Raw genomic sequence first — 22,039 nt, forward strand, 5'->3', positions numbered from 1 at the left:
CGCGTTCGCCCAAATCGCGATGGCATTTAGCAAGGGGGTTGGTGGGATGCCAGCCGCCTGACATCTCCAACCAAAGGATCGATAATACATATTATGTAAAATGAGACCTCGGTTAGGGGTTTAGAACAAGCACCCCTCGCTCGACCCGCCATGCTTTCAGCCGATCCAAGACATTCATGCCGATCACATCCTGATCCCCGAACGCCGACGACGAAATGGCGCCGACATCCGTCATCGTGATCGAACCGATGGTGAGTGTCGGAATGGTCGTATGCCGCGCCAGCACCGATCCGTTGGCGGTGTCGATCATGCGCGGAAACGGACTTTCCTCCAGATCAAGTCCGGCGGCTTTCGCCGTCGCGGTGGAAAGCGCGGTGGTCGTGGCGCCGCTGTCGATCAGCATCCGACGCTCGATACCGTTGATGCGGACATTGGCCCAGAAATGGCCATCCTCCGCCATTGGGATACGGGCGCTTCCCTGGATGGCATCGCGGCGGCCGATAAGGTCGGAAAACCGGTCTCGCTGGGCGATGACCAGAGACCCCGCCGCGAAGATCGCCACCCAAATCAGCGCCATCCTGGCCGCCTGGCCGAGCGATATCCGCCGTGCGGCCAAAGCGCTGAGCGGCAACAGCAGGATCAGGCCGTAATAGACGAAGTCCATGACCCGATCGGTCGTCATGGAACGAGTTCCATCCCGTCATAGCCAGGCTCGACATGATCGGGCAGTTCGCGCTGCAACGTGGCATAGTCCATCGACTGGTCCATATGGATCAGCACGCTGCGCTTCGGCTGGAGCGCGTCGATCCAGCCAAGGACTGCCGGCAAGTCGGCATGGGCCGGATGCGGATGGCGGCGGAGCGCATCGACGATCCAGATGTCGACGCCTTCATACAGCGCGGCCATATCCGGAGTTAAGTCGTGGAAATCCGTGGCATAGCCAATGGACTTACCATCGCATTCGAAGCGAAGCCCGGCCGATGTGATGCGGCCATGGGGCTGGTCGACCGACCGTATGCGGATGTCCCCGATCGTCAGATCGTCGTCAAAGGCGGTCATCGTCGCGGTGGGCGGATAGCCGGTCTTGCCATGGAAGACATAGGCGAACCGGCTTTGCAGCGAGTCCGCCGTCTTCGGCCGCGCATAGCCCGCTACAGGTCGCCCGAGCGCGTGATAGATTTGCCGCAGATCGTCGATGCCGTGACAGTGATCGGCATGATCGTGCGTCCAGATCACCGCATCAACCGTCCCGGCCTCGGCGGCCAGCAATTGCTCGCGCATATCGGGACCGGTGTCGATCAGGATACGGACGCCGTCATGCTCGACGAGCGCGGCTTGGCGCATGCGACGATTGCGCGGTTCCCGCGGATCGCAGGCACCCCAGTCATTCCCAATCCGGGGTACGCCCGACGACGTGCCACACCCCAGAATACGGATTTTCATGCGCGCGTCTTCGCGAACAGCCGGTGGAAATTCTCCGCCGTCGCCTGGGTCAGCGTCTCGACGCTTTCACCGCGCAACTCGGCCAGGAATTTGGCGGTGTCCGCGACGAAGGCCGGCTCGCCCGTCTTGCCGCGATGGGGGACGGGCGCAAGGAACGGCGCATCGGTCTCGACCAGCAAACGATCGAGCGGAAGGCGGGCGGCCGTGTCCTGCAAGTCCTTCGCGCTCTTGAACGTCACGATACCCGAAATGGATATATAAAAGCCCAACGCCAACGCCTTATCGGCAAATTCTCCGCTGGCGGTGAAGCAGTGGATGACGCCGGGATAGGCCCCCTTCCCCATTTCCTCGGCCAGGATCGCGGCAGTATCCGCTTCGGCATCACGCGTATGGACGACCAGCGGCAGGCGCGTTTCCCGGCAAGCGGCGATGTGCGCGCGAAAGCTCGCCTGCTGCCGCGCGCGGTCGCTATGGTCGTAATGATAGTCGAGGCCGCTTTCGCCGATACCCACCACGCGCGGGTGCTGCGCGCGTTCGATCAGCTTGGCGGTATCGATATGCGGATGCGCGTCCGCCTCATGCGGATGGATGCCCACCGTCGCCCAGACGTCCGCCTCGCGCTCGGCGGTGGCGATGACCGCATCCCATTCGCTTTCGCGTGTGGCGATGTTGAGCATCGCGGTGACGCCGCGTTCCCGCGCCCGCGCCAGGATCGCCGGCTGATCCTCGGCCAGCCCCTTGTAATTCAGGTGGCAATGGCTGTCGGCGAGCATCAGGCGTCGGCCTCTGCCGGGACTTCCAGGCGCGGGAAGGCGGGCGTCGGAGGCGACAGGGGAACGCCCTGCCCTGCCCGACGCGCATACCAGCCGTCATCGTCGACCGCAGCGTGATCGCGTTCCTCGGCACCCAGCGTGTCGAGCACCTGTCCGGCACCGCGCGGCGTGACCGGCAGGATCGCGATGGCCAGCATGCGGATCGCACGGACGAGCGTGCCGAGCACCGCATGCATCCGCTCCGGATCGGTCTTGCGCAGCGACCAGGGGGCCTGGACGTCGATATACTGGTTGCAGGCATAGACGCCTCGCATCCATGCTTCGATCCCCTGGCTGAGCGCCAGATCGTCGAACGCGGTCTTCAGCCCGGCGCAGGCGACCACCACCTCTTCGATCAGCATCGCATCGGCCGGATCGCTGCGCCCCGCCTCGGGCAGCTCGCCGCCCAGATTCTTGGCGATGAAGGACAAGGTGCGCTGCGCCAGATTGCCGAAGCTGTTGGCCAGTTCCGCATTGACGCGCGTCACGATCGCCTCGGCGGAATAGGAGCCGTCCTGCCCGAAGCTGACCTCGCGCAGAAAGAAATAGCGCAGAGCATCGACGCCGAACGCATCGGCCAGTCCCATCGGATCGACGACATTGCCGACCGACTTCGACATCTTCTCGCCCCGATGGAGCAGGAAGCCGTGGCCGAACACCGATTGCGGCAATGGCAGATCGGCCGACATCAGGAAGGCGGGCCAATAGACGGTGTGGAAGCGGACGATATCCTTGCCGATCAAGTGCAGATTGGCGGGCCAGAAGCGCGCCAGCTCGCTGTCCTTGTTCGGATAGCCGGTGCCGGTCAGATAATTGGTCAGCGCATCGACCCACACATACATGACATGGCCGGGGCTGTCGGGGACCGGCACGCCCCAGTCGAAGCTGGTGCGCGACACCGACAGGTCGGACAGTCCGCCCTCGACGAAGCGCATCACCTCGTTGCGGCGGCTTTCGGGACGGATGAAGTCCGGCTTGTCGCGGTACAGGTCGAGCAAAGGCTGCTGATACTTGGACAGACGGAAGAACCAAGTCTCCTCGGCGGTCCACTCGACGGGCGTGCCCTGCGGCGACAGCTTCGCGCCGTCTTCGCCGGCGGTCAGTTCGCTCTCGTCGTAAAAGGCTTCGTCGCGGACCGAATACCAGCCTTCGTAGCGATCAAGGTACAGATCGCCCTTGTCCTGCATCGCCTTCCAGATCGCCTGGCTGGCGGCATAGTGATCGGCGTCGACAGTTCGGATGAAGCGGTCGTACGAAATATCAAGACGGTCCGCCATCGCATGGAAATGGCTGGACATTTCGTCGGCGAACGCGCGCGTCGAGATGCCGCGCGCGCGCGCCGCCTGCGCCATCTTCAGGCCATGTTCGTCGGTGCCCGTCTGGAACAGGACATCGTGTCCCGCCTGACGCTGGAACCGGGCGATGACGTCGGCGGCCACCATTTCATAGGCATGGCCGATATGCGGGCGGCCATTGGGATAGTGGATTGCGGTGGTGATATAGAATGGATCGGCCATGGCCGGTCCCTAAAGCATCGTTTCGCGCAGGTGAAGCCCGGCCTTTCAGCCGCGCAAACCCCAGGCGAGCCACAACCAGCCGAGGATTAGGATGCTGCCGCCGATCGGCGTGATTGCCCCGAACCAGCGCGGCGCGCCCAGGGCCATCGCATAGAGCGTGCCGGCGAAGATCGCGCTGCCGATGACGAACGCCCAGCCGGGGCCACGCGCGTCCCATTTGAGCGCAACGAGTGCCGCGACGGCATGGATCAACTGATACTGCCCGCCGGTGCGCAGCCACTCGACCGCCGCCCCCTCGGCGCGGTGGGCCCCGAACGCCCCGGCGGCGATCGCGATCGCACCCGACAGCGCCGCCAGAACCGCCAATATCCCCATATTCAGTCCTTTCGCGCGTCCTGTGTGATGATCCGGTCGCTGGCGGCATGCAAGTCGCCGCTTTCCAGCTGGGCGGCAAGCCGCTCCTTGTCGCGGGTGCGATACATGGACTCGATCCGGTCGATCTCGACGCGGTCGATCTTCAGGCTGCCCATCGCGAGCCGTGCCATCTTGACCGCCGACTCCAGCACTTCGCGGACGATATAGGCGGCGGGGCCGCCCTTGAGACGCAGCACGGCGCGGCGATCGAAGGCGCGAACGAGGATCGTCGCCTGGGGAAAGGCGGTGTGGACGCTTTCCAGGAAATCCAGCGTGATCTGGTCGTCGTCGAGGCAGAACAGGATCAGCTCCGCCTCCGCCGCGCCCGCCTGACGCAGCAGGTCGAGCCGGGTGCCGTCGCCATAATAGACCTTGGCACCGAATTCGGCGGCGATGTCGATCATCTCGATATCGCGGTCGATCAGCGTGACCGGAATGTCGCTGGCGATCAGCATCTGCGCGACCGTCTGGCCGAAACGGCCATAGCCGACGATCAGCGCGTTGGCGCCGTCGGTCATCGGCCCCTCCCGCTCGTCGCTGCCGCGCGTAATGATCGGTTCTTCACGGATACCGCGCGTCGCGCGCATCAGGAACGGCGTGGTCGCCATCGACAGGGTGATGATCGCCCCAAACAAGCTCGCCGCCTCGGGCGCGATCAGATAGCCGGCCTGCGCCTGGGCGAAGAGGACGAAGCCGAACTCGCCGCCCTGGCTCATCAGCACGCCCAGTGCGAAGGCCGAGCGCCACTTCATCTTGAACGCCATGCCGATCAGCGCGATGACCAGCGTCTTGGTCGCGATCAGCGCCAGCGCCATCGTCGCGACGAACAGTGGCCGTTCGGCGATGGCGGGCAAGTTCAGCATCATGCCCACCGCCAGGAAGAATAGGCCGAGCAGGATCGAGCGGAACGGCTCGACATCGGCCTCCAGCTCATGGCGATAGGGGCTGTCGGCCAGCATCACGCCCGCGATGAACGCCCCCAACGCGGTCGACAGGCCGAGCAGTTCCATCACCGCCGCGCTGGCGATGACGGTGAACAGGCCCGCGAAGACGAACATCTCGCGCTCGCCCATATTGCCGATCAGGCGGAACAACGGACGCAGCAGGAAGCGGCCCGCGACGATCAGGCCGACGATGGCGCCCACCGTCTCCAACGCCAAGATCCATCCCGGCGGTCCGGCATGATCCGCCGGATTGCGCGACATGGCTGCGACGATGGTGATCAGCGGGACGATCGACAGGTCTTGGAACAACAGGATGGAGAAGGCCCGCTCGCCAAAGGGCGTGCGCAGCCGGCCCGAGGATTGCAGCATCGGCAGGACCTGCGCCGTCGACGACAGCGCGAGCGGCAGGCCGAGCGCCAGTGCGGCCTCGATCGAGAAATGCGCGAGCAGCACGATGCCGCTGATCGCCAGCCCGCAAGCGACGACCTGGATCAGGCCGAGACCGAAAATCTCATGCTTCATCCGCCACAACCGTGCCGGGTTCAACTCGAGCCCGACGATGAACAGAAGGAGCGTGATGCCGATCTCGGCAATGCCCAGCTTCGACTCGGCGTCGCCGACCAGCCCCAGCACATGCGGACCGACCACGGCACCCGCGACCAGATAGCCCAGCGTCGCACCCAGCCCGATCCGGCGGAAGATCAGGACGAAGACAAGCCCGAAACCGAGCAGGATCGCCCCGTCGCGCAGCAGCGATACCTCTTCGTGCATCAGCGGGCAGCCTCGGCGAGCGCGGCGTCTTCTGCCGCCTGCGCCGCCGCCTCGAACGCCAGCCGGATCGAGGGATGGCGGGCGGTGTAGGGCAAGGCCGGGGCGAACACGTCGATGCCGGGCCAATCGGGGACGGCCCCCTCGCCCGTGGCGAGCCACTCGGTCAGCCGGTCTCGCATCGCGGCCAGTTCGGTCGCGTCGCGTCCTACCACATGGTTCGCCAGCAGGGCGGCGGAGGCCTGCCCCAACGCGCAGGCGCGGACGAGCATGCCGATCTCGGCGACGCGGCCCTCGGCATCCAGATTGACGTCCACCGTGACCCGACTGCCGCAGATCGGTGAGCGCCGCTCGACGCTGGCCATCGGATCGGTCAGGCGCTGGTCGTGCGGGATGGCCGTCGTCAGCCGCAGGATCTCGGCATTGTAGAGGGGGGCGTTCATGATCGGCTCTCGCTGGCATTGTCGGCGGGTGGCGTCGGCGCGCCGAAGACGGGAAGCCCCCGCCGCCGCCGATCGACGAAATCGGCGATCCCGGCGCTGGTGGCGTTCAACAGCTTATAGGTGCGGCTCTTGACCATCCATTCTGGCCGCCGCGCGGGGCCGCCGCCGACGGTATCGACCATCAACGCGACGACCAGGAAGATCAGGCTCGATAGGATCAGCCCCTTCAGCGCGCCGAAGCCGAAGCCCAGCGCACGGTCGATCGGTCCCAGCACCGAAGTGCGGGTCCGGGCGCCGATCGCCCGCGCCACGATCCGCCCGCCCAAATAGGTGAAGCCGACGATGATCGCGAAGGCCAGCACGGCCGCGCCCGAGACGGTGCCGACGACACCGGTCAGCGATTGGGCGAGCGGGATATGGAACAGCTTGAGCGCGGCGACGATCGCGACCCAGGCGAAAAGCGCCAGCACTTCGGTGACGAAGCCGCGCACAAAGCCCTGAACGGCCGCACCGAACACCGCGATGAGGACGAGAATATCGAGCGCCGTCAACTTCCTACCCAACTCCCCTGCCGGTCGCACGAAAATGGGCGACGGGGCGGCATTGCGTCTTCGCTACCCCCGGCCCAGCATATGGTCAACGAACTCGGCCAGCGTGCGGAAGCCCGTCATCGCCAAGCCTCCCTCGTCGCTGGCCATGGCGCGCGGGACCATCGCCTTCTCGAACCCCAGCTTTGCGGCCTCCTTCAGCCGCAGCGGGCCATGCGCCACCGACCGGATTTCACCCGACAGCGCGATCTCGCCGAACACGATCGCATTGGCGGATACCGGTCGTTCGGACAAAGCGGAGATCAACGCCGCCGCCACGGCCAGATCGGCGGCGGGGTCCTGGACGCGGTAGCCGCCCGCGATGTTGAGATAGACCTCCGCCGACGAGAAGCTGAGGCCGCAGCGCGCCTCCAGCACCGCCAGGATCATCGCGAGGCGGCCAGTGTCCCAACCGACGACCGCACGGCGCGGTGTCGCCCCCGACGCTAGTCGGACGGTCAGCGCCTGGATTTCGACCAGTACGGGCCGCGTCCCCTCCAGCGCGGGGAATACGGTGGCGCCGGTCACGCCCTCCTCGCGATTGGTCAGGAAAAGCGAGGAGGGATTGCCGACCTCGGTCAGGCCCTCGGTCTGCATCGCGAACACGCCGATCTCGTCGGTCCCGCCGAAGCGGTTCTTGATCGCGCGCAGGATGCGGTATTGGTGACTGCGCTCCCCCTCGAAGGCCAGCACCGTGTCGACCATATGTTCGAGCACACGCGGCCCCGCGATCGAGCCGTCCTTGGTGACATGGCCGACGAGCACGACGGCGGTGCCCCGCTCCTTGGCGAAGCGGATCAGTTCCTGGCCTGAGGCGCGGACCTGGCTGACCGTGCCGGGCGCGCCCTCGATCAGGTCGGAATGCATCGTCTGGATCGAGTCGATGATCAACAGCGCGGGCGGCGTGCCGATCGAGAGGGTGGTCAGGATGTCGCGCACCGAGGTCGCCGCCGCCAGCCGCACCGGCGCCTGCCCCAGCCCCAGTCGCCGGGCGCGTAAGCGAACCTGATCCGCCGCTTCCTCGCCCGAGACATAGGCGACAGGCTTGCCTGCCATGGCGAGCTTGGCCGCCGCCTGCAGCAGCAGCGTCGACTTGCCGATGCCGGGATCGCCGCCGATCAGCGTCGCCGAGCCTTCGACGAAGCCCCCCCCCAGCGCCCGGTCCAGCTCGGCGATACCGGTCGCCATCCGGTCGGGCAGCGGGATGTCGGCGTCGAGCCCGACCAGCTGGATCGCCCGCCCGCCCCCTTGCAGATTATGCTTGGCGGCAAAGGGCGTCAGCTGCACCGGTGCCTCTTCCAGCATGGTGTTCCATTCGGAACAGTCGGGACATTGTCCCTGCCACCGCGAGGACACCGAGCCGCAGGACTGGCAGACATAACGCTTCTGGATCTTGGCCATGCCGATCCTCTAGCGTGTGCGGAACGAAAATGGAACATGTGGCGTGCCGCGGGCGGGAGTGGTCATCGTGCGGCCGCGCGGCTATGGGGCGGGTTCCATGACCCCAGACAATTTCCGTGTCGCGCTGTTCAGCGGCAACTACAACTACACCCGCGACGGCGCGAACCAGAGCCTGAACCTGCTGGTCGGCCATCTGCTCGATCGCGGGGTGGCGGTGCGCGTCTATTCGCCGACGTCGAAGACGCCGGCCTTTCCGCCGGTGGGCGATCTGGTCGATGTCCCGTCCATCCCGATGCCGTTCCGCGCGGACTATAAGCTGGCACGGGGCCTGCCGGCATCGGTGCGCGCCGATCTGGAGGCTTTCGCGCCCAATATCGTCCATGTCTCGGCGCCGGAGTTTCTGGGCCATGCGGCGGTGCGCTGGGCACGGGACAAGGGTGTCGCTTCGCTCGCATCGGTGCACACGCGGTTCGAGACCTATCCGGCCTATTATCATCTCGGCTTTCTGGAGCCGGCGATCATCCGGTTGCTGACCCGATTCTATAACAAGTTTGACCGTATCGTCGCGCCCAGCCCCAGCATGATCGACCTGCTGCGCGGATGGGGGGTGACGCCGCCGATGGGCATCTGGTCGCGCGGCATCGATCATGACCGTTTCCAGCCCTCACGCCGCAGTCTGGAGTGGCGGCGGTCGTTGGGTATCGGTGACGATGACGTGGCGATCGGCTTTCTCGGCCGGCTGGTCAAGGAAAAGGGGCTGGACGTCTTTGCCGAGGTGCTGGCCGAGTTGCGTCGGCGCGGCGTGCCCCACAAGGTGCTGGTTGTCGGCAAGGGACCGGCGCAAGACTGGTTCGCGCGTGCCACCCCCGACGCCATTTTCGCGGGCTATCAGACCGGCGACGATCTAGGTCGTGCGGTTGCGTCGATGGACATCTTCTTCAACCCCAGCGTCACCGAAACCTTCGGCAATGTCACGACCGAGGCGATGGCGGCCGGCGTGCCCGTCGTCGCGGCGAATGCGACCGGGGCGATGGATCTGGTCGCGGACGGCGAAACCGGTTTCCTGGTCTCGCCGCGCGACATCACGGGCTATGCCGACGCGCTGGAGCGGATCGCGACCGACGCCGCGCTGCGTCGCCGGTTCAGCGACGCGGGGCAGGCCCGCGTCGCCGATTACCGGTGGGACAAGGTCAACGAAACGGTCATCGACACCTATCGCGCGATGTTCGCCGATCGCACCTGAGCCTCAGCCCTCACGCCAGTCGAAGGTCAACGGCGCCTCACGAAAGGCGAAGCGGTCGAGATGGCTGGCGACGACCTCGCGCATCCGCGCCACATCCTCGCCTTCGGGGACGTGCAGGACGATGTCGAGCGTTTCGCTGTCCGCCCGCATCTCCAGCTTCGATCCGTTGGGAAAGGCGATCGTCCCCTCCTCGGGGGTGAAGACGACCTCCATCTTGTGGCTCCAATGCTTGGCCAGCTGCTGGAGGTAGCGGTTGGCGGACTGGGTCGGAACCCGAGCGACGGACATACTCACTTCAACCGCTCCACCTTCTGCGCCAGGTCGTCGATCATTTCTGCGACCTGATGAACCATCTCCTGCGAGGCGTCGCCGCCGCCGAACCGTTCCATGACGGCCATTTTAAGACCGCTCATCGCCCGGCGGATCGGTGCGGCGTCCGCGCGCTGTCGGTGTTCACCCAGCGCCTGAAGCCGGGCCAGCAGCGCCGCGACACGGTCCGCATGCTCGGACAGATGGGCTTGTCCGGCCTCCGTTACGGCGAACCGCTTCTTGGCCCCCTCCGACTGCTGCTCCTCGATAAAGCCCATCTCGTCGAGCAGCGTGATGGTCGGATAGATGACCCCGGGGCTGGGCACATAAGCGCCGCCGCTCAGCGCTTCGATGGCGCGGATCAGGTCGTAGCCGTGCCGAGGTTCGTCGGCGATCAGCTTGAGCAGGACGAGCCGCAACTCGCCGCCGTCGAACATGCGGCCACGCCGGCCGCCGCCGGGGCCGCGCCGCATGCCGAAATCGTGACCGAAAGGCCCTTCCATCTCGGCCGGGCCGAACGACCAAAAGCCTTTGGGATGATGGCTCATGCCACCCATGGGATGATGATGTCGCATCATGATGCTCCTATACAAGATAGCATCAAGATATATCGCATAAGCCTGCCGTCAAGATGTTTTACGATATATCTTTGAATGGGAGATGACGATGCGGGTTCGCCTGCTTACATGCGGAGCATGGCCGATCTGTTCGCGGGGATGGACCCCGCCCCCACCGCCGCCGCCCGGCATGCCGACAACGCGCCGCTGGCGGACCGTCTTCGCCCCGAACGGCTGGACGACGTCGTCGGTCAGGACCATCTGACTGGCCCCGAAGGCGCGATCGGGCGGATGGTCGCGGCGGGGCGTCTGTCCTCGATGATCCTGTGGGGGCCGCCCGGCACCGGCAAGACGACCATCGCGCGATTGCTCGCGGCCGAGGTGGGGCTGCGGTTCGCGGCGATCTCCGCCGTGTTTTCCGGTGTCGCCGACCTGAAAAAGGTGTTCGCCGAGGCGCGCGACCATGCTCGTGCCGGCCAGCGCACCTTGTTGTTCGTGGATGAGATCCACCGCTTCAACCGCGCGCAGCAGGACGGCTTCCTGCCCTTCGTCGAGGACGGCACGGTGACGCTGGTCGGTGCAACGACCGAAAATCCGTCCTTCGAACTCAATGCCGCCTTGCTCAGCCGCGCACAGGTGCTGATCCTCCACCGTCTCGGGCAGAGCGCGCTCGACCAGCTGCTGACGCGTGCCGAAGCGGAGATGGAGCGCCCCCTCCCCCTGCAGCAGGCCGCGCGTGACGCATTGATCGCGAGCGCGGACGGCGACGGGCGGTTCCTGCTCAACCAGGCCGAGACGCTGTTTTCGATCGACCTGCCCGAACCGCTCGACGCCGCCGGCCTGTCGGCGCTGCTGCAACGCCGGGTCGCGGTGTATGACAAGGATCGCGAGGGGCATTACAATCTCATCTCCGCGCTGCACAAATCGATCCGGGGGTCCGATCCGCAGGCGGCGCTCTACTACCTCGCGCGGATGCTGACCGCTGGCGAAGAACCGCTCTATGTGCTCCGCCGGCTGACCCGCGCCGCGATCGAGGACGTCGGCCTTGCCGATCCGCAGGCGTTGACCCAATGCCTGGCGGCCAAGGATGCCTATGATTTCCTGGGCTCGCCCGAGGGGGAATTGGCGATCGTCCAGGCCTGTCTCTATTGCGCGACCGCGCCCAAGTCGAACGCGGCCTATATGGCGCAGAAGCGGGCGTGGCGGACCGCGAAGGAAACCGGCTCGCTGATGCCGCCGGCCAATATCCTGAACGCCCCGACCAAGCTGATGAAGCAGATCGGCTATGGCGAGGGCTATCACTACGACCATGACGCCGATGGCGGCTTTTCGGGGGCGAATTATTGGCCCGACGACCTGCCGCCGCAGGGCTTTTACGAGCCGTCCGGACGCGGCCTCGAAAAGCGGATTGCCGAGCGGATGGCCTGGTGGGACGAGCGACGATGCGCGATCCAGGCGGCAGGCGATGATGACGGCCGGTCCTGATCGCTTTTCGGGCTTTGTCGCGATCGACTGGTCGGGCGCGCAGGGCGTGTCGCACAAGGGCATCGCGATGGCGCAGTGTGCGGCCGGAACGGCGGCTCCCACGCTGATAGCGCCGCCGGGCCGTGCCTGGTCGCGTCAAGGCGTCGCCGATTGGTTGCTGGAACGCGCGGACGAGCCGATGTTGATCGGGTTCGATTTCAGCTTCTCTGCACCCTTTATCGAACGCGGCGCGCATCTGCCCGGTGATCGGCCCACCCCTGATGCCCGCGCGCTCTGGACCCATGTCGAGCAAAGCTGCGACGACCCTGATCTGGGCGCACGCAGCTTTCTGGAGGCGCGGCGCGGGCGGCATTTCTATTTCGGGGCGGCCGACGGGCGGAAGGCGGACTTCCTTCACTGGCGACGCTGCGAGGTCGCGGGGGACGGCGCACGCAAGCCCTCGACCGTCTATGACGCGATCGGTGCGTCGCAGGTCGCCAAGGCCAGCTTTGCCGGAATGCGGCTGCTCCACCGCCTGGATGGCCGGATTGCGATCTGGCCCTTCAATCCCGTGCCGTCGCGTGGCGCGGTCGTGGTGGAAATCTACACCGCGATCGCCGCGCGCGATGCGGGGCGTCCGCGTGGGCGAAGCAAGATGCGCGATGCCGGCGCGCTGGATGCCGCCTTGTCGCAATTGGGGAGCCAACCGCATCGGCCTCTGCCCGCCTATGACGATCACAGCACCGACGCGATCCTGACCTCCGCCTGGCTGCGTACCGTGGCGGCGCGCGACGATCTCTGGCACCCGCCGGGCCTGACAGCGCAGATCGCGCAAACGGAGGGCTGGACCTTTGGCGTCGCTTGACGCTAGGGGGATCGCAAGCGCCGGATTAGCACAGCGGTAGTGCAGCGGTTTTGTAAACCGAAGGTCGGGGGTTCGATCCCCTCATCCGGCACCATGACCTTATCACAGGTGGCACCAAAAGCCCGTCGCTGCGTTTCAGTGGCGGAATGATCAAGGTCGCCAGCTACAATATCCGCAAAGGCATCGGCGCCGACCGGCGGCGCAACCCCGACCGTATCCTGGACGTGCTGCGCGAGGTCGATGCCGATGTCATTGCGCTCCAAGAGGCCGACCGACGCTTCGGCGAGCGCGAGGGCGTGCTGCCGCTCCACCTGATCGAGGAGCATAGCGACTGGAAGCCGATCATTTACGGCATGAAGGCGCGCTCGCTGGGCTGGCACGGCAATACGATGCTGGTCCGCAAATCGACCCGTGTGCTCGATTTTGAGGTCATACACCTGCCCTCGCTGGAGCCGCGCGGTGCGGTGATGGCCGATCTGAGCATCGATGACGGTGTCCTGCGGGTCGTGGGCATGCATCTCGACCTGTCGGGCCTCTGGCGGCGGCGACAGGCGGGGGCGATCCTGTCGCATCTCGGCTCCTGCCTTCATCAGCATCCGACGGTGATGATGGGCGACCTGAACGAATGGACACGCGGCGCGGGATGCCTGCGCGATTTCGCGCGGGACTTCACCTTCGCCGATACGGGGCCCAGCTTTCACGCCCGCCGGCCGATCGGGCGGCTCGACCGGATCATGGTGTCGTCCGATCTGCGGGTCGAGGCTTGCGGCGTTCACGCCTCCGCCACGTCGCGCAAGGCATCGGATCATCTGCCCATCTGGGCGATGATCGGGCGGCATTGATGCGCGAGAAGGAACTGCGGCTGGCGCTGGTCTGCTATGGCGGGATCAGCCTGGCGGTCTACATGCACGGCATCACCAAGGAGACCTGGCGGGTCGTCCGCGCCAGTCGTGCCTCGCATGAGGGCGACGCGCCCGCCTCCACGGTCGATGCGGTCTATCACGATCTGCTCGACGAGATGGCGGCGCGCGGCGAGGTTCGCGTCCGGGTGCTGGCCGACATCATCGCAGGCGCCAGTGCCGGCGGGATCAACGGCATCTTTCTGGGGCAGGCGCTCTCGACCGGTCAGTCGCTCGATCCGCTGACCGATCTCTGGCTGGAGGCCGCGGACATCGAATCACTGATCGCCCCCGAAGCGGCCCCGACCTCGCGCTTCTCCAAAGTCTGGGCCATGCCCATCGCCTGGATGGCGGCGGGGCGCAGCGGTGAGAAGATCGCGGCGCTCGATGACGACACGCGCGAGGAGGTGCGACGCAAGGTCGGCCATCTGGTCCGCTCGCGCTGGTTCGAGCCACCCTTCGCCGCCGATGACTTTACCCTGCGTCTGCTCGAAGCCTTCGACCGGATGGCGGCGGCACCGGCGGGCAAGCGATTATTGCCGCCCGGCCAGCCGCTCGACCTGTTCGTCACCGTTACCGACTTCACCGGCCAGCCCCAGCGCCTGCGGCTCCATTCGCCGGGTGAGGTGGTCGAGACCGAGCATCGCATGGTCGTCGACTTCACCGACAGCGGCGACGGCTCGCTGGCCGAGGTCCCCGAACTGGTGTTCGCGGCGCGTGCGACGTCCAGCTTTCCGGGTGCCTTCCCGCCCTTCACGGTCGGCGAACTCGACCGGGTGCTGGCGACACGGGAACAGGATTGGGAGGGGCGTGACGCCTTTCTTCGCCGGGTCCTGCCCCGCCACCACGCGGCGGGCGCGGCCGACAAGGCGGTGCTGATCGACGGATCGGTGCTGGTCAACGCCCCCTTCCGCCCCGCGATCGATGCACTCGGTCGCCGCCCCGCGCGGCGGCAGGTCGATCGCCGCTTCGTCTATATCGACCCCTTTCCCGGCATGCATTTCCGCCTGCCCGGCGGCGGCGGTCATCCCGGCTTCTTCCAGACGATCATCGGCGCGGTCAGCGAATTGCCGCGCCAGCAGCCGATCCGCGACAATCTGGAGGCGATCGCCGCGCGTTCCGGCCGGATCGACCGGATGCAGGCCATTGTCGCAGCCATTCGCGAGGAGGTGGAGCAGGAGATCGAACAGCTGTTCGGCGGCACCTTCTTCCTCGACCGCCCGACCGCCGCACGACTGGCATCCTGGCGGGTCCGCGCGCAGGCGGCCGCCGCGACCAAGGCGGGGTTCAGCTACGCCGCCTATGGCCATCTGAAGCTCGCCAATGTCATCGATGCGATGGCGACGCTCTTCGCCGAGGCCGCTGGCGACGATGGCCAGCAGCGGCGCGTTCGTCTGCGCGCGCTGATCGAGCGCACCATTGCGGCCCGCAGTCTGGCGGGCGACGCGATCAGCTTCACCGGCGGCTCCAGCACGGGTGCTCGGGATTTCCTGCGCGCGTTCGACTTGGGCTATCGCATCCGCCGGTTGCGCCATCTCGCCCGGCGGCTGACCGAGTTGGAGGCGAACCATAGCGAAGCCGAACTGACCCCTATCCGCGACGCGCTCTACGAATCGCTCGCCGCCTTTCTGGAGCGGCAGCATGGCACCGCCCATGTCGCGCTGGCGGAGGACATACAGGCGGCGCGAGACGACGGCGCTGAATTGCTGGATAGGCTGGAGGCCCGGCTCGATCTGGTCCGGCTGGACGGCGAAACCGATGCGCGGCTGGCGACCGCCTTTGCCGGTCTGCCGCGCGCCGCACGGCGTGCGCTGCTGCTGACCTATCTGGGCTTTTCCTATTTCGACGTCGCGACGCTGCCGCTGCTGCAGGGTGAGGGGCTGGACGAATTCGATCCGATCAAGGTTGATCGCATCGCTCCCGACGATGCCACCGCCATCCGTAGCGGTGGGGCCGAAGCAACGCTGAAAGGCATACAGTTCCTGACCTTCGGCGCTTTCTTTAGCCGCAGCTACCGCGAGAATGACTATCTCTGGGGGCGCCTGCACGGGGCCGAGCGGATGATCGACATCACCGTCTCCACCCTGCCCGCCAATATCCGTCTGAAGCCCGGCCGGGTCGCGGCCTTCAAGCGGCGCGCCTTCCTGGCGATCCTCGACGAAGAGGAACCCCGGCTGACCGCCATCGCCCCGCTGATCGCCTCGCTTCGCCAAGAGATCGGCTGAAGGCTGGTCATGCCTGATCAACACCGCTAGACCCCGCCCGGCAAGCGATGCCAGGCCGTCCCATAAAGGCGATGCCCGGTTCGGATCACGCGGAGACGACCATGCAGTTCCTGAAAATGCTGTTCTGGTGCCTGCTCGCCTTTCTGGCGGCGGCCTTTACGCTGGGGAACTGGACGACCGTGCCGATCCGGCTGGTCGGCGGGTTGGTGGCGGACGTCAATCTGCCGCTGCTGCTGTTCCTGACCTTCCTCCTCGGCCTGATCCCGACGCTGATCTGGCAGCATGCCGCGCGCTGGCGCCTGCGTCAGCGGTTGAGCGCCACCGAGCGGGCGCTGGCCGCCGCCACGGCGGATACGACGCCGCTGTCCGGCACTGCCCTTACCACCACCCAACATACGGTCTGAGCCGATGAGCAATCGCATCTATGTCGCGATCGACACCCCCGATCTGGCGCGCGCGCAAGCCCTGGCCCAGAAGGTGCGCCATCATGTCGGCGGCCTGAAGCTCGGACTGGAGTTTTTCTGCGCGCATGGCGCGGGCGGGGTGCGCGAAATGGCGCAGATCGGTCTGCCCATCTTCCTCGACCTCAAGCTGCACGACATCCCCAATACCGTCGCCAAGGCGGTGCAGTCGCTCAGCCCGCTCGCGCCCGCCATCCTGACCGTCCATGCCAGCGGCGGCCGCGCCATGCTGGAGGATGCCAAGGCGGCGGCACCGACCGGGACCAAGGTGGTGGCCGTCACGATGCTGACCAGCCTTGACGCCTCCGACCTGTCAGACACCGGCGTCGTCGGCACGCCCGCCGATCATGTCCGTCGTCTCGCCGATCTCGCGGCGGAAGCGGGAATCGACGGCATCGTCTGCTCGGGCGAAGAAGTAGCGGCCGTTCGGAAAGCCTGGCCCAAGGGCTTCTTCGTCGTCCCCGGCGTGCGTCCGGCGGACGGCGTCATCGGCGACCAGAAGCGCGTGGTCACCCCGCGTGCGGCGGTCGATGCCGGTGCCTCGATCCTGGTCATCGGCCGTCCGATCACCCAGGCCGAAGACCCCGACGCGGCGGCACGCGCGATCGCCGCCACGCTCTGACCCGTTTTTCGACTCCTCCCATTCGGGAAACGACCATGTCCACGACGGCCAAGATCTGCGGCTTAACGACGCCCGCCACGCTCGACGCTGCGCTGGGCGGGGGGGCGAGCCATGTCGGCTTCGTCTTCTTTCCGGCGTCCCCCCGGCATCTGACCTTCGACGCGGCGGCGGGTCTGGCGGGCCGCGTGCCCGATCATGTCCAGCGGGTCGGCGTCTTCGTCGATCCCGATGACCAGTTGCTGGAGGCGGCGGTGCGTGCCGGGATGCTGGACGCGATCCAGCTCCACCGCACCGCCCCCGCCCGTGTCGCGGCGATCCGTGCGAAGTTCGACCGGGAGGTCTGGGCGGCGGTTGCGATCAAGCTGCGCGGCGATGTCGAGAAGGCGCGCGACTATGCCGGTGCCGCCACGCTGATCCTCTACGACGCCAAGACGCCCGATGAGGCGTCGCTGCCCGGTGGCATGGGGCTGCGCTTCGACTGGAGCCTGCTCGACGGGGTTCGCCATCCGCTGCGCTGGGCGCTGTCGGGTGGCCTGGACGCCGGCAATGTCGGCGAGGCGATCCGCCGCACCGGCGCGCCGCTGGTCGATGTGTCGTCGGGGGTCGAAAGCGCGCCGGGCGTCAAGGATATGGACAAGATCGCAGGCTTCCTTAAAGCCGTTGCGACAAATCAGTGACAGGATCGTTTGCAGGGGTCGCCTCTGCAAATGCCCAAGGGAAGTGACATGAACGCCCCCAATTCCTTCCGCGCCCAGCCCGACGAGCGTGGCCATTTCGGTGATTATGGCGGCCGCTACGTCGCCGAGACGCTGATGCCGCTCATCCTCGACCTGGAACGCGAATATCGCGCGGCGCAGGTCGACCCGGCGTTCAAGGCCGAGTTTGACGACCTGATGACCCATTATGTCGGGCGGCCGAGTCCGATGTATTATGCCGAGCGCATGACGGAGACGCTTCGCGCCAGCGCGCCCGAGGGCAAGGGGCCGAAGGTCTATTTCAAGCGCGAGGAGCTGAACCACACCGGCGCGCACAAGATCAACAACTGCATCGGCCAGATCCTGCTCGCCAAGCGGATGGGCAAGACGCGGATCATCGCCGAGACGGGCGCGGGCCAGCACGGCGTCGCGACCGCCACCGTCGCCGCGCGCTTCGGCCTGCCCTGCACCATCTTCATGGGCGCCCGCGACCTCGAGCGTCAGGCGCCCAACGTCTTCCGCATGCGTTTGCTGGGGGCCGAAGTGCGCCCAGTGACCTCGGGCGCGCAGACGCTGAAGGACGCGATGAACGAGGCGCTGCGCGACTGGGTCGCCAATGTCCACGACACCTTCTACATCATCGGCACGGCCGCCGGTCCGCATCCCTATCCGGAGATGGTCCGCGATTTCCAGTCGGTCATCGGCACCGAGTCGAAGGCGCAGATCATGGAGGCCGAGGGGCGTCTCCCCGACCTGCTGATCGCCTCGGTCGGCGGCGGATCGAATGCGATCGGCCTGTTCCATCCGTTCCTCGACGATGCCGGCGTCGCCATGCTGGGCATCGAGGCGGCGGGCCATGGCCTGAACACCACCCAGCATGCCGCCAGCCTGACCGGCGGCAAGCCCGGCATCCTTCACGGCAACAAGACTTATCTGTTGCAGGACGAGGACGGCCAGATCGCCGAGGCGCATTCGATCTCGGCGGGGCTCGACTATCCGGGCATCGGGCCAGAACATAGCTGGCTGAACGATACCGGCCGTGTCGTCTATGAGGGCGTGACCGATACCGAGGCGCTCGACGCTTTCCAGCTTTGCTGCAAGGTCGAGGGGATCATTCCTGCGCTCGAATGCAGCCATGCGCTCGTCGGCCTGATCCGCCGTGCGCCGCTGATGAACCGCGACCAGATCGTGCTCGTCAATATTTCGGGCCGTGGGGATAAGGACATCTTCACCGTCGCCGACGCCCTGGGAGCCAAGATGTGAGCCGCATCGCCGATAGCTTTGCCCGTTGCGCACAGGCCGGTCGCGCGGCGCTGGTCACCTTCGTGACCGCCGGCGACCCGACGCCACGCGATACCGCCGCGATCCTCGACGCATTGGTCGCGGGCGGCGCGGACGTGATCGAGCTGGGCATGCCCTTCACCGATCCTATGGCAGATGGTCCCGCGATTCAGAAGGCCAATATCCGCAGCCTGGGCGCCGGCACGCGCACCGCCGATGTGCTGACGATCGCCAGCGCTTTCCGCGCCCGTCATCCGGACGTGCCGCTGGTCCTGATGGGCTATGCCAATCCGATGACGGTGCGCGGCCCCGAATGGTTCGCCACCGCCGCCGTGGAAGCGGGGATCGACGGCGTGATCTGCGTAGACGTGCCGGCCGAGGAAGACGACGCACTGGGTGCGGCGCTTCGCGAAAAGGGTGTCGCCTCGATCCGTCTCGCCACACCGACCAGCGATGCCGCACGCCTGCCGACGATTTTGACGGGCGCCGATGGTTTCCTCTATTATGTCTCGGTCGCAGGCATCACCGGACAGCAACAGGCCGCGCAGGCGTCGATCGAGGACGCGGTGGCGCGGTTGAAGGCGGCGACGTCCCTGCCCGTCGCGGTCGGCTTCGGCGTCCGCACGCCCGAGCAGGCGGCCGCGATCGGCCGGGTCGCGGACGGCGTCGTCGTCGGCTCGGCGATCGTCGATCTGGTCGGCGAGCATGGTATTAACGCGGCAGCGCCGGTGCGTGCCTATATTGAAACTCTGTCGTCGGCGCTGGCCGACGCCCGCAAGGAAATCGCATGAGCTGGCTCAACAGCGTCCGCAACGTCATCCCCTTCGTCGTCAAGAAGGAGACGCCCGACAATCTCTGGCACAAGTGCAAGGGATGCGGGCAGATGGTCTTCACCAAGGAGCTGGAAGACAATCTGAACGTCTGCCCGAAATGCGATCATCATGACCGCATCGGGCCGAAGGCACGTTTCCGCCACCTGCTGGACGAAGGCAGCTGTTCCGAGCTTCCCGCGCCCAAGGTGCCCGAGGACCCGCTGAAGTTCCGCGACTCCAAGCGCTACGCCGACCGGCTGAAGGCCGCGCGCACCAACGCGGCGGAGACCGATGCATTGGTCAACGCGCGCGGCACGATCCTGGGCAACAAGGTCGTCGTCGGCGTGCAGGACTTCGCGTTCATGGGCGGCTCGATGGGGCTGGCCGTGGGTGAGGCGTTCGTGCGCGGCGTCGAGGCGGCGATCACCGACAAGTGCCCCTATGTCATCTTCACCGCATCGGGCGGCGCGCGCATGCAGGAGGGTATTCTCAGCCTGATGCAGATGCCGCGCACGACCGTCGCCATCCAGATGCTGCACGACGCCGGCCTGCCCTATATCGTCGTGCTGACCGACCCGACCTCGGGCGGCGTGATGGCGGCTTATGCGATGCTGGGCGATGTCCAGATCGCCGAGCCGAAGGCGACGCTGGCCTTTACCGGCCGTCGTGTGATCGAGAGCACCATTCGCGAAAAGCTGCCCGACGATTTCCAGACCTCGGAATATTATCTCGACCACGGCATGCTCGATATGGTCGTCCATCGCCGCGACCTGCGCGAGCGTCTGGCGACCGTCATCGGCTATCTGACGGCATCGCGCCAGGCCGCCTGACCCGTCGCCTTTTTCAGACGATCGCATTAGAGGGGCGGGCCGAGAGGTCCGCCTCTTTTCCGTTCCACCCCTGAAAGCTCGGTCCATGCCCGATCACGCCCGTTCCCAAGACCCGGCCGTTCAGGCGCAACTCGACCGGTTATGGTCGCTGTCGCCCGGGGCCGACGTGCTGGGGCTGGAACGGATCACGCGGCTGCTCGATCGGCTGGGCAATCCGCAGGACCATATGCCGCCGGTCTTCCATGTCGCGGGGACCAACGGCAAGGGTTCGACCTGCGCCTTCCTCCGCACGGCGCTCGAAGCGGCGGGACATGATGTCCATGTCTATTCCAGCCCGCACCTCGTACGGTTCAACGAGCGTATCCGCATCGCCGGACGTCTGATCGACGATGCCGCACTCGCCGCGTTGCTCGACGAGGTGCTCGGCCATGCCGAGGGGATCGGGGCCAGCTTCTTCGAGGTGACGACGGCGGCGGCTTTCCTGTCCTTCGCGCAGCATCCGGCGGCGGCGACGATCATCGAGGTAGGACTCGGCGGGCGGCTGGATGCGACCAATATCCTGCGCACGCCCGCCATATGCGGGATCGCGGCGCTGGGGATAGATCACGAGGCATTTCTGGGGCGCAGCCTGACCGGCATCGCGCGCGAGAAGGCCGGGATCGCCAAGCCGGGCGTGCCGCTGGTCACGATGGACTATGCGCAGCCTCTGCGCGAGGCGATCGCACGGGTCGCCGACGCCGCAGGAGCGCCGGTACTCCCACGCGGTCAGGCGTGGCATAGCGAGACGCGGCGGAACCACGTCACCTACCGGGATGAGCGGGGGACGATAACCCTGCCCCGCCCGACGTTGGTCGGCTCGCACCAATCCCGCAACCTGGCACTCGCCGTCGCGATGCTTCGGCACCAGTCCGCCCTGACCATCCCGACCGAGGCGTTGCAGGCCGCTGCCCGCCAGGCGCATTGGCCCGCCCGGATGCAGGCGCTGAGCGATGGGCCGTTGACACGGCATCTGCCGGCGGGGAGCCAATGCTGGCTCGACGGGGCGCACAACCCCTCGGCCGCCATTCCGGTCGCCCGGACGATGGCGACTTGGCGCGCGCAGGGACCATCGGCGCTGGTATTGGGTATGCTGTCGAACAAGGAGGCCGGTCCCGTCCTCAGCCGGTTGGGAGCGATGGTCGATCTGGTCGTCACGCTCCCCGTGCCGCACCACGCCTGCCATGCGCCGGAGCACCTGACGGAGCAGGCGCGCGCGCTGGGCTATCACGCGGTTTCCGCCCAGACCCCCAGCGAAGCGCTCGACCAAATCGCGGCGCATTTCGGCCGCCCCGCGAACGTCCTGATCGCCGGATCGCTCTATCTGGCCGGGCAGGTGCTCGACGAGAATGACGAGCTGCCGCAATGATGCGACGAGGCGCACATCAACCACCCATTATTTGCGATTGAC

At 66.6% G+C, this 22,039-nt stretch carries 23 protein-coding genes and 1 tRNA gene; 13 read left to right on the top strand and 11 right to left on the bottom strand.

What is annotated here, in order from left to right; all coding sequences use genetic code 11:
* Nucleotides 1-112: 112 nt before the first annotated feature.
* From ACQHGV_RS07050 to radA, 9 genes are all read right to left on the bottom strand, one after another.
* Complete coding sequence (locus tag ACQHGV_RS07050; protein ID WP_440979941.1) at nt 113-682, bottom strand: retropepsin-like aspartic protease family protein; 570 nt, start codon at nt 680-682, stop codon at nt 113-115.
* Nucleotides 679-1,443, bottom strand: a complete 765-nt coding sequence (locus ACQHGV_RS07055) for an MBL fold metallo-hydrolase (RefSeq protein ID WP_440979942.1) — start codon at nt 1,441-1,443, stop codon at nt 679-681. Before ACQHGV_RS07055 ends, ACQHGV_RS07050 begins: the two co-directional genes overlap by 4 nt.
* Complete coding sequence (locus tag ACQHGV_RS07060) at nt 1,440-2,216, bottom strand: TatD family hydrolase (RefSeq protein WP_440979943.1); 777 nt, start codon at nt 2,214-2,216, stop codon at nt 1,440-1,442. The genes ACQHGV_RS07055 and ACQHGV_RS07060 overlap by 4 nt, the downstream gene beginning before the upstream one ends.
* The gene (gene metG, locus ACQHGV_RS07065; protein WP_440979944.1) at nt 2,216-3,772 is read right to left on the bottom strand and encodes a methionine--tRNA ligase; all 1,557 of its coding nucleotides are present in this window, start codon (nt 3,770-3,772) and stop codon (nt 2,216-2,218) included. Before metG ends, ACQHGV_RS07060 begins: the two co-directional genes overlap by 1 nt.
* Nucleotides 3,773-3,817: 45 nt before the next feature.
* On the bottom strand, nt 3,818-4,147 hold the full coding sequence (locus ACQHGV_RS07070) for a DUF423 domain-containing protein (RefSeq protein ID WP_183950852.1): 330 nt from the start codon (nt 4,145-4,147) through the stop codon (nt 3,818-3,820).
* Nucleotides 4,148-4,149: 2 nt separating this feature from the next.
* Nucleotides 4,150-5,901 carry a cation:proton antiporter domain-containing protein gene (locus tag ACQHGV_RS07075; protein WP_440979945.1) on the bottom strand — a complete coding sequence of 584 codons (1,752 nt, stop codon included), beginning with the start codon at nt 5,899-5,901 and terminating at the stop codon, nt 4,150-4,152.
* A complete protein-coding gene (locus tag ACQHGV_RS07080; protein ID WP_440979946.1) occupies nt 5,901-6,341 on the bottom strand; it encodes an iron-sulfur cluster assembly scaffold protein in 441 nt (146 codons plus the stop codon). The genes ACQHGV_RS07075 and ACQHGV_RS07080 overlap by 1 nt, the downstream gene beginning before the upstream one ends.
* A complete protein-coding gene (locus tag ACQHGV_RS07085; RefSeq protein WP_440979947.1) occupies nt 6,338-6,892 on the bottom strand; it encodes a CvpA family protein in 555 nt (184 codons plus the stop codon). The genes ACQHGV_RS07080 and ACQHGV_RS07085 overlap by 4 nt, the downstream gene beginning before the upstream one ends.
* A gap of 63 nt (nt 6,893-6,955) precedes the next feature.
* Nucleotides 6,956-8,329, bottom strand: a complete 1,374-nt coding sequence (radA, locus tag ACQHGV_RS07090; RefSeq protein WP_440979948.1) for a DNA repair protein RadA — start codon at nt 8,327-8,329, stop codon at nt 6,956-6,958.
* Between the two features lie 97 nt (nt 8,330-8,426).
* Here radA and ACQHGV_RS07095 point away from each other — a divergent pair, with 97 nt between their 5' ends.
* Nucleotides 8,427-9,572: a glycosyltransferase family 4 protein gene (locus ACQHGV_RS07095; RefSeq protein WP_440979949.1), complete on the top strand. Its 1,146-nt coding sequence runs from the start codon at nt 8,427-8,429 to the stop codon at nt 9,570-9,572.
* Nucleotides 9,573-9,575: 3 nt separating this feature from the next.
* Here ACQHGV_RS07095 and ACQHGV_RS07100 read toward each other — a convergent pair whose 3' ends face one another.
* Both ACQHGV_RS07100 and ACQHGV_RS07105 read right to left on the bottom strand, forming a co-directional pair.
* On the bottom strand, nt 9,576-9,860 hold the full coding sequence (locus ACQHGV_RS07100) for a DUF2218 domain-containing protein (RefSeq protein ID WP_440979950.1): 285 nt from the start codon (nt 9,858-9,860) through the stop codon (nt 9,576-9,578).
* Between the two features lie 2 nt (nt 9,861-9,862).
* Nucleotides 9,863-10,459, bottom strand: coding sequence for a PadR family transcriptional regulator (locus ACQHGV_RS07105; protein ID WP_440979951.1), 597 nt, complete (start codon nt 10,457-10,459; stop codon nt 9,863-9,865).
* 117 nt (nt 10,460-10,576) lie between these two features.
* On the opposite strand from ACQHGV_RS07105, the gene ACQHGV_RS07110 reads away from it, so the two are divergent.
* From ACQHGV_RS07110 to ACQHGV_RS07165, 12 genes are all read left to right on the top strand, one after another.
* Complete coding sequence (locus ACQHGV_RS07110; RefSeq protein ID WP_440979952.1) at nt 10,577-11,923, top strand: replication-associated recombination protein A; 1,347 nt, start codon at nt 10,577-10,579, stop codon at nt 11,921-11,923.
* On the top strand, nt 11,904-12,767 hold the full coding sequence (locus tag ACQHGV_RS07115; protein WP_440979953.1) for a hypothetical protein: 864 nt from the start codon (nt 11,904-11,906) through the stop codon (nt 12,765-12,767). The genes ACQHGV_RS07110 and ACQHGV_RS07115 overlap by 20 nt, the downstream gene beginning before the upstream one ends.
* A 19-nt stretch (nt 12,768-12,786) precedes the next feature.
* Nucleotides 12,787-12,861: transfer RNA gene (locus ACQHGV_RS07120), tRNA-Thr, on the top strand.
* A gap of 52 nt (nt 12,862-12,913) precedes the next feature.
* Nucleotides 12,914-13,609, top strand: coding sequence for an endonuclease/exonuclease/phosphatase family protein (locus ACQHGV_RS07125; protein WP_409786971.1), 696 nt, complete (start codon nt 12,914-12,916; stop codon nt 13,607-13,609).
* The gene (locus tag ACQHGV_RS07130) at nt 13,609-15,891 is read left to right on the top strand and encodes a patatin-like protein (RefSeq protein WP_440979954.1); all 2,283 of its coding nucleotides are present in this window, start codon (nt 13,609-13,611) and stop codon (nt 15,889-15,891) included. The genes ACQHGV_RS07125 and ACQHGV_RS07130 overlap by 1 nt, the downstream gene beginning before the upstream one ends.
* A gap of 71 nt (nt 15,892-15,962) precedes the next feature.
* A complete protein-coding gene (locus ACQHGV_RS07135) occupies nt 15,963-16,295 on the top strand; it encodes a hypothetical protein (RefSeq protein ID WP_440979955.1) in 333 nt (110 codons plus the stop codon).
* A 4-nt stretch (nt 16,296-16,299) separates the two neighbouring features.
* Entirely contained in the window at nt 16,300-16,974 is a 675-nt protein-coding gene (gene pyrF / locus ACQHGV_RS07140) for an orotidine-5'-phosphate decarboxylase (RefSeq protein WP_440979956.1), read from the top strand.
* Between the two features lie 35 nt (nt 16,975-17,009).
* A complete protein-coding gene (locus ACQHGV_RS07145) occupies nt 17,010-17,651 on the top strand; it encodes a phosphoribosylanthranilate isomerase (RefSeq protein ID WP_409786975.1) in 642 nt (213 codons plus the stop codon).
* A gap of 48 nt (nt 17,652-17,699) precedes the next feature.
* Complete coding sequence (gene trpB, locus ACQHGV_RS07150) at nt 17,700-18,932, top strand: tryptophan synthase subunit beta (RefSeq protein ID WP_440979957.1); 1,233 nt, start codon at nt 17,700-17,702, stop codon at nt 18,930-18,932.
* Nucleotides 18,929-19,741, top strand: a complete 813-nt coding sequence (gene trpA, locus ACQHGV_RS07155; RefSeq protein WP_440979958.1) for a tryptophan synthase subunit alpha — start codon at nt 18,929-18,931, stop codon at nt 19,739-19,741. Before trpB ends, trpA begins: the two co-directional genes overlap by 4 nt.
* Nucleotides 19,738-20,592, top strand: coding sequence for an acetyl-CoA carboxylase, carboxyltransferase subunit beta (gene accD / locus ACQHGV_RS07160; protein ID WP_440979959.1), 855 nt, complete (start codon nt 19,738-19,740; stop codon nt 20,590-20,592). Before trpA ends, accD begins: the two co-directional genes overlap by 4 nt.
* Nucleotides 20,593-20,677: 85 nt before the next feature.
* Nucleotides 20,678-21,997: a bifunctional folylpolyglutamate synthase/dihydrofolate synthase gene (locus tag ACQHGV_RS07165; protein ID WP_440979960.1), complete on the top strand. Its 1,320-nt coding sequence runs from the start codon at nt 20,678-20,680 to the stop codon at nt 21,995-21,997.
* Nucleotides 21,998-22,039 lie beyond the last annotated feature (42 nt).

This window comes from Sphingomonas pseudosanguinis, assembly GCF_052056765.1.
In the GTDB taxonomy this organism is placed as follows: domain Bacteria; phylum Pseudomonadota; class Alphaproteobacteria; order Sphingomonadales; family Sphingomonadaceae; genus Sphingomonas; species Sphingomonas pseudosanguinis.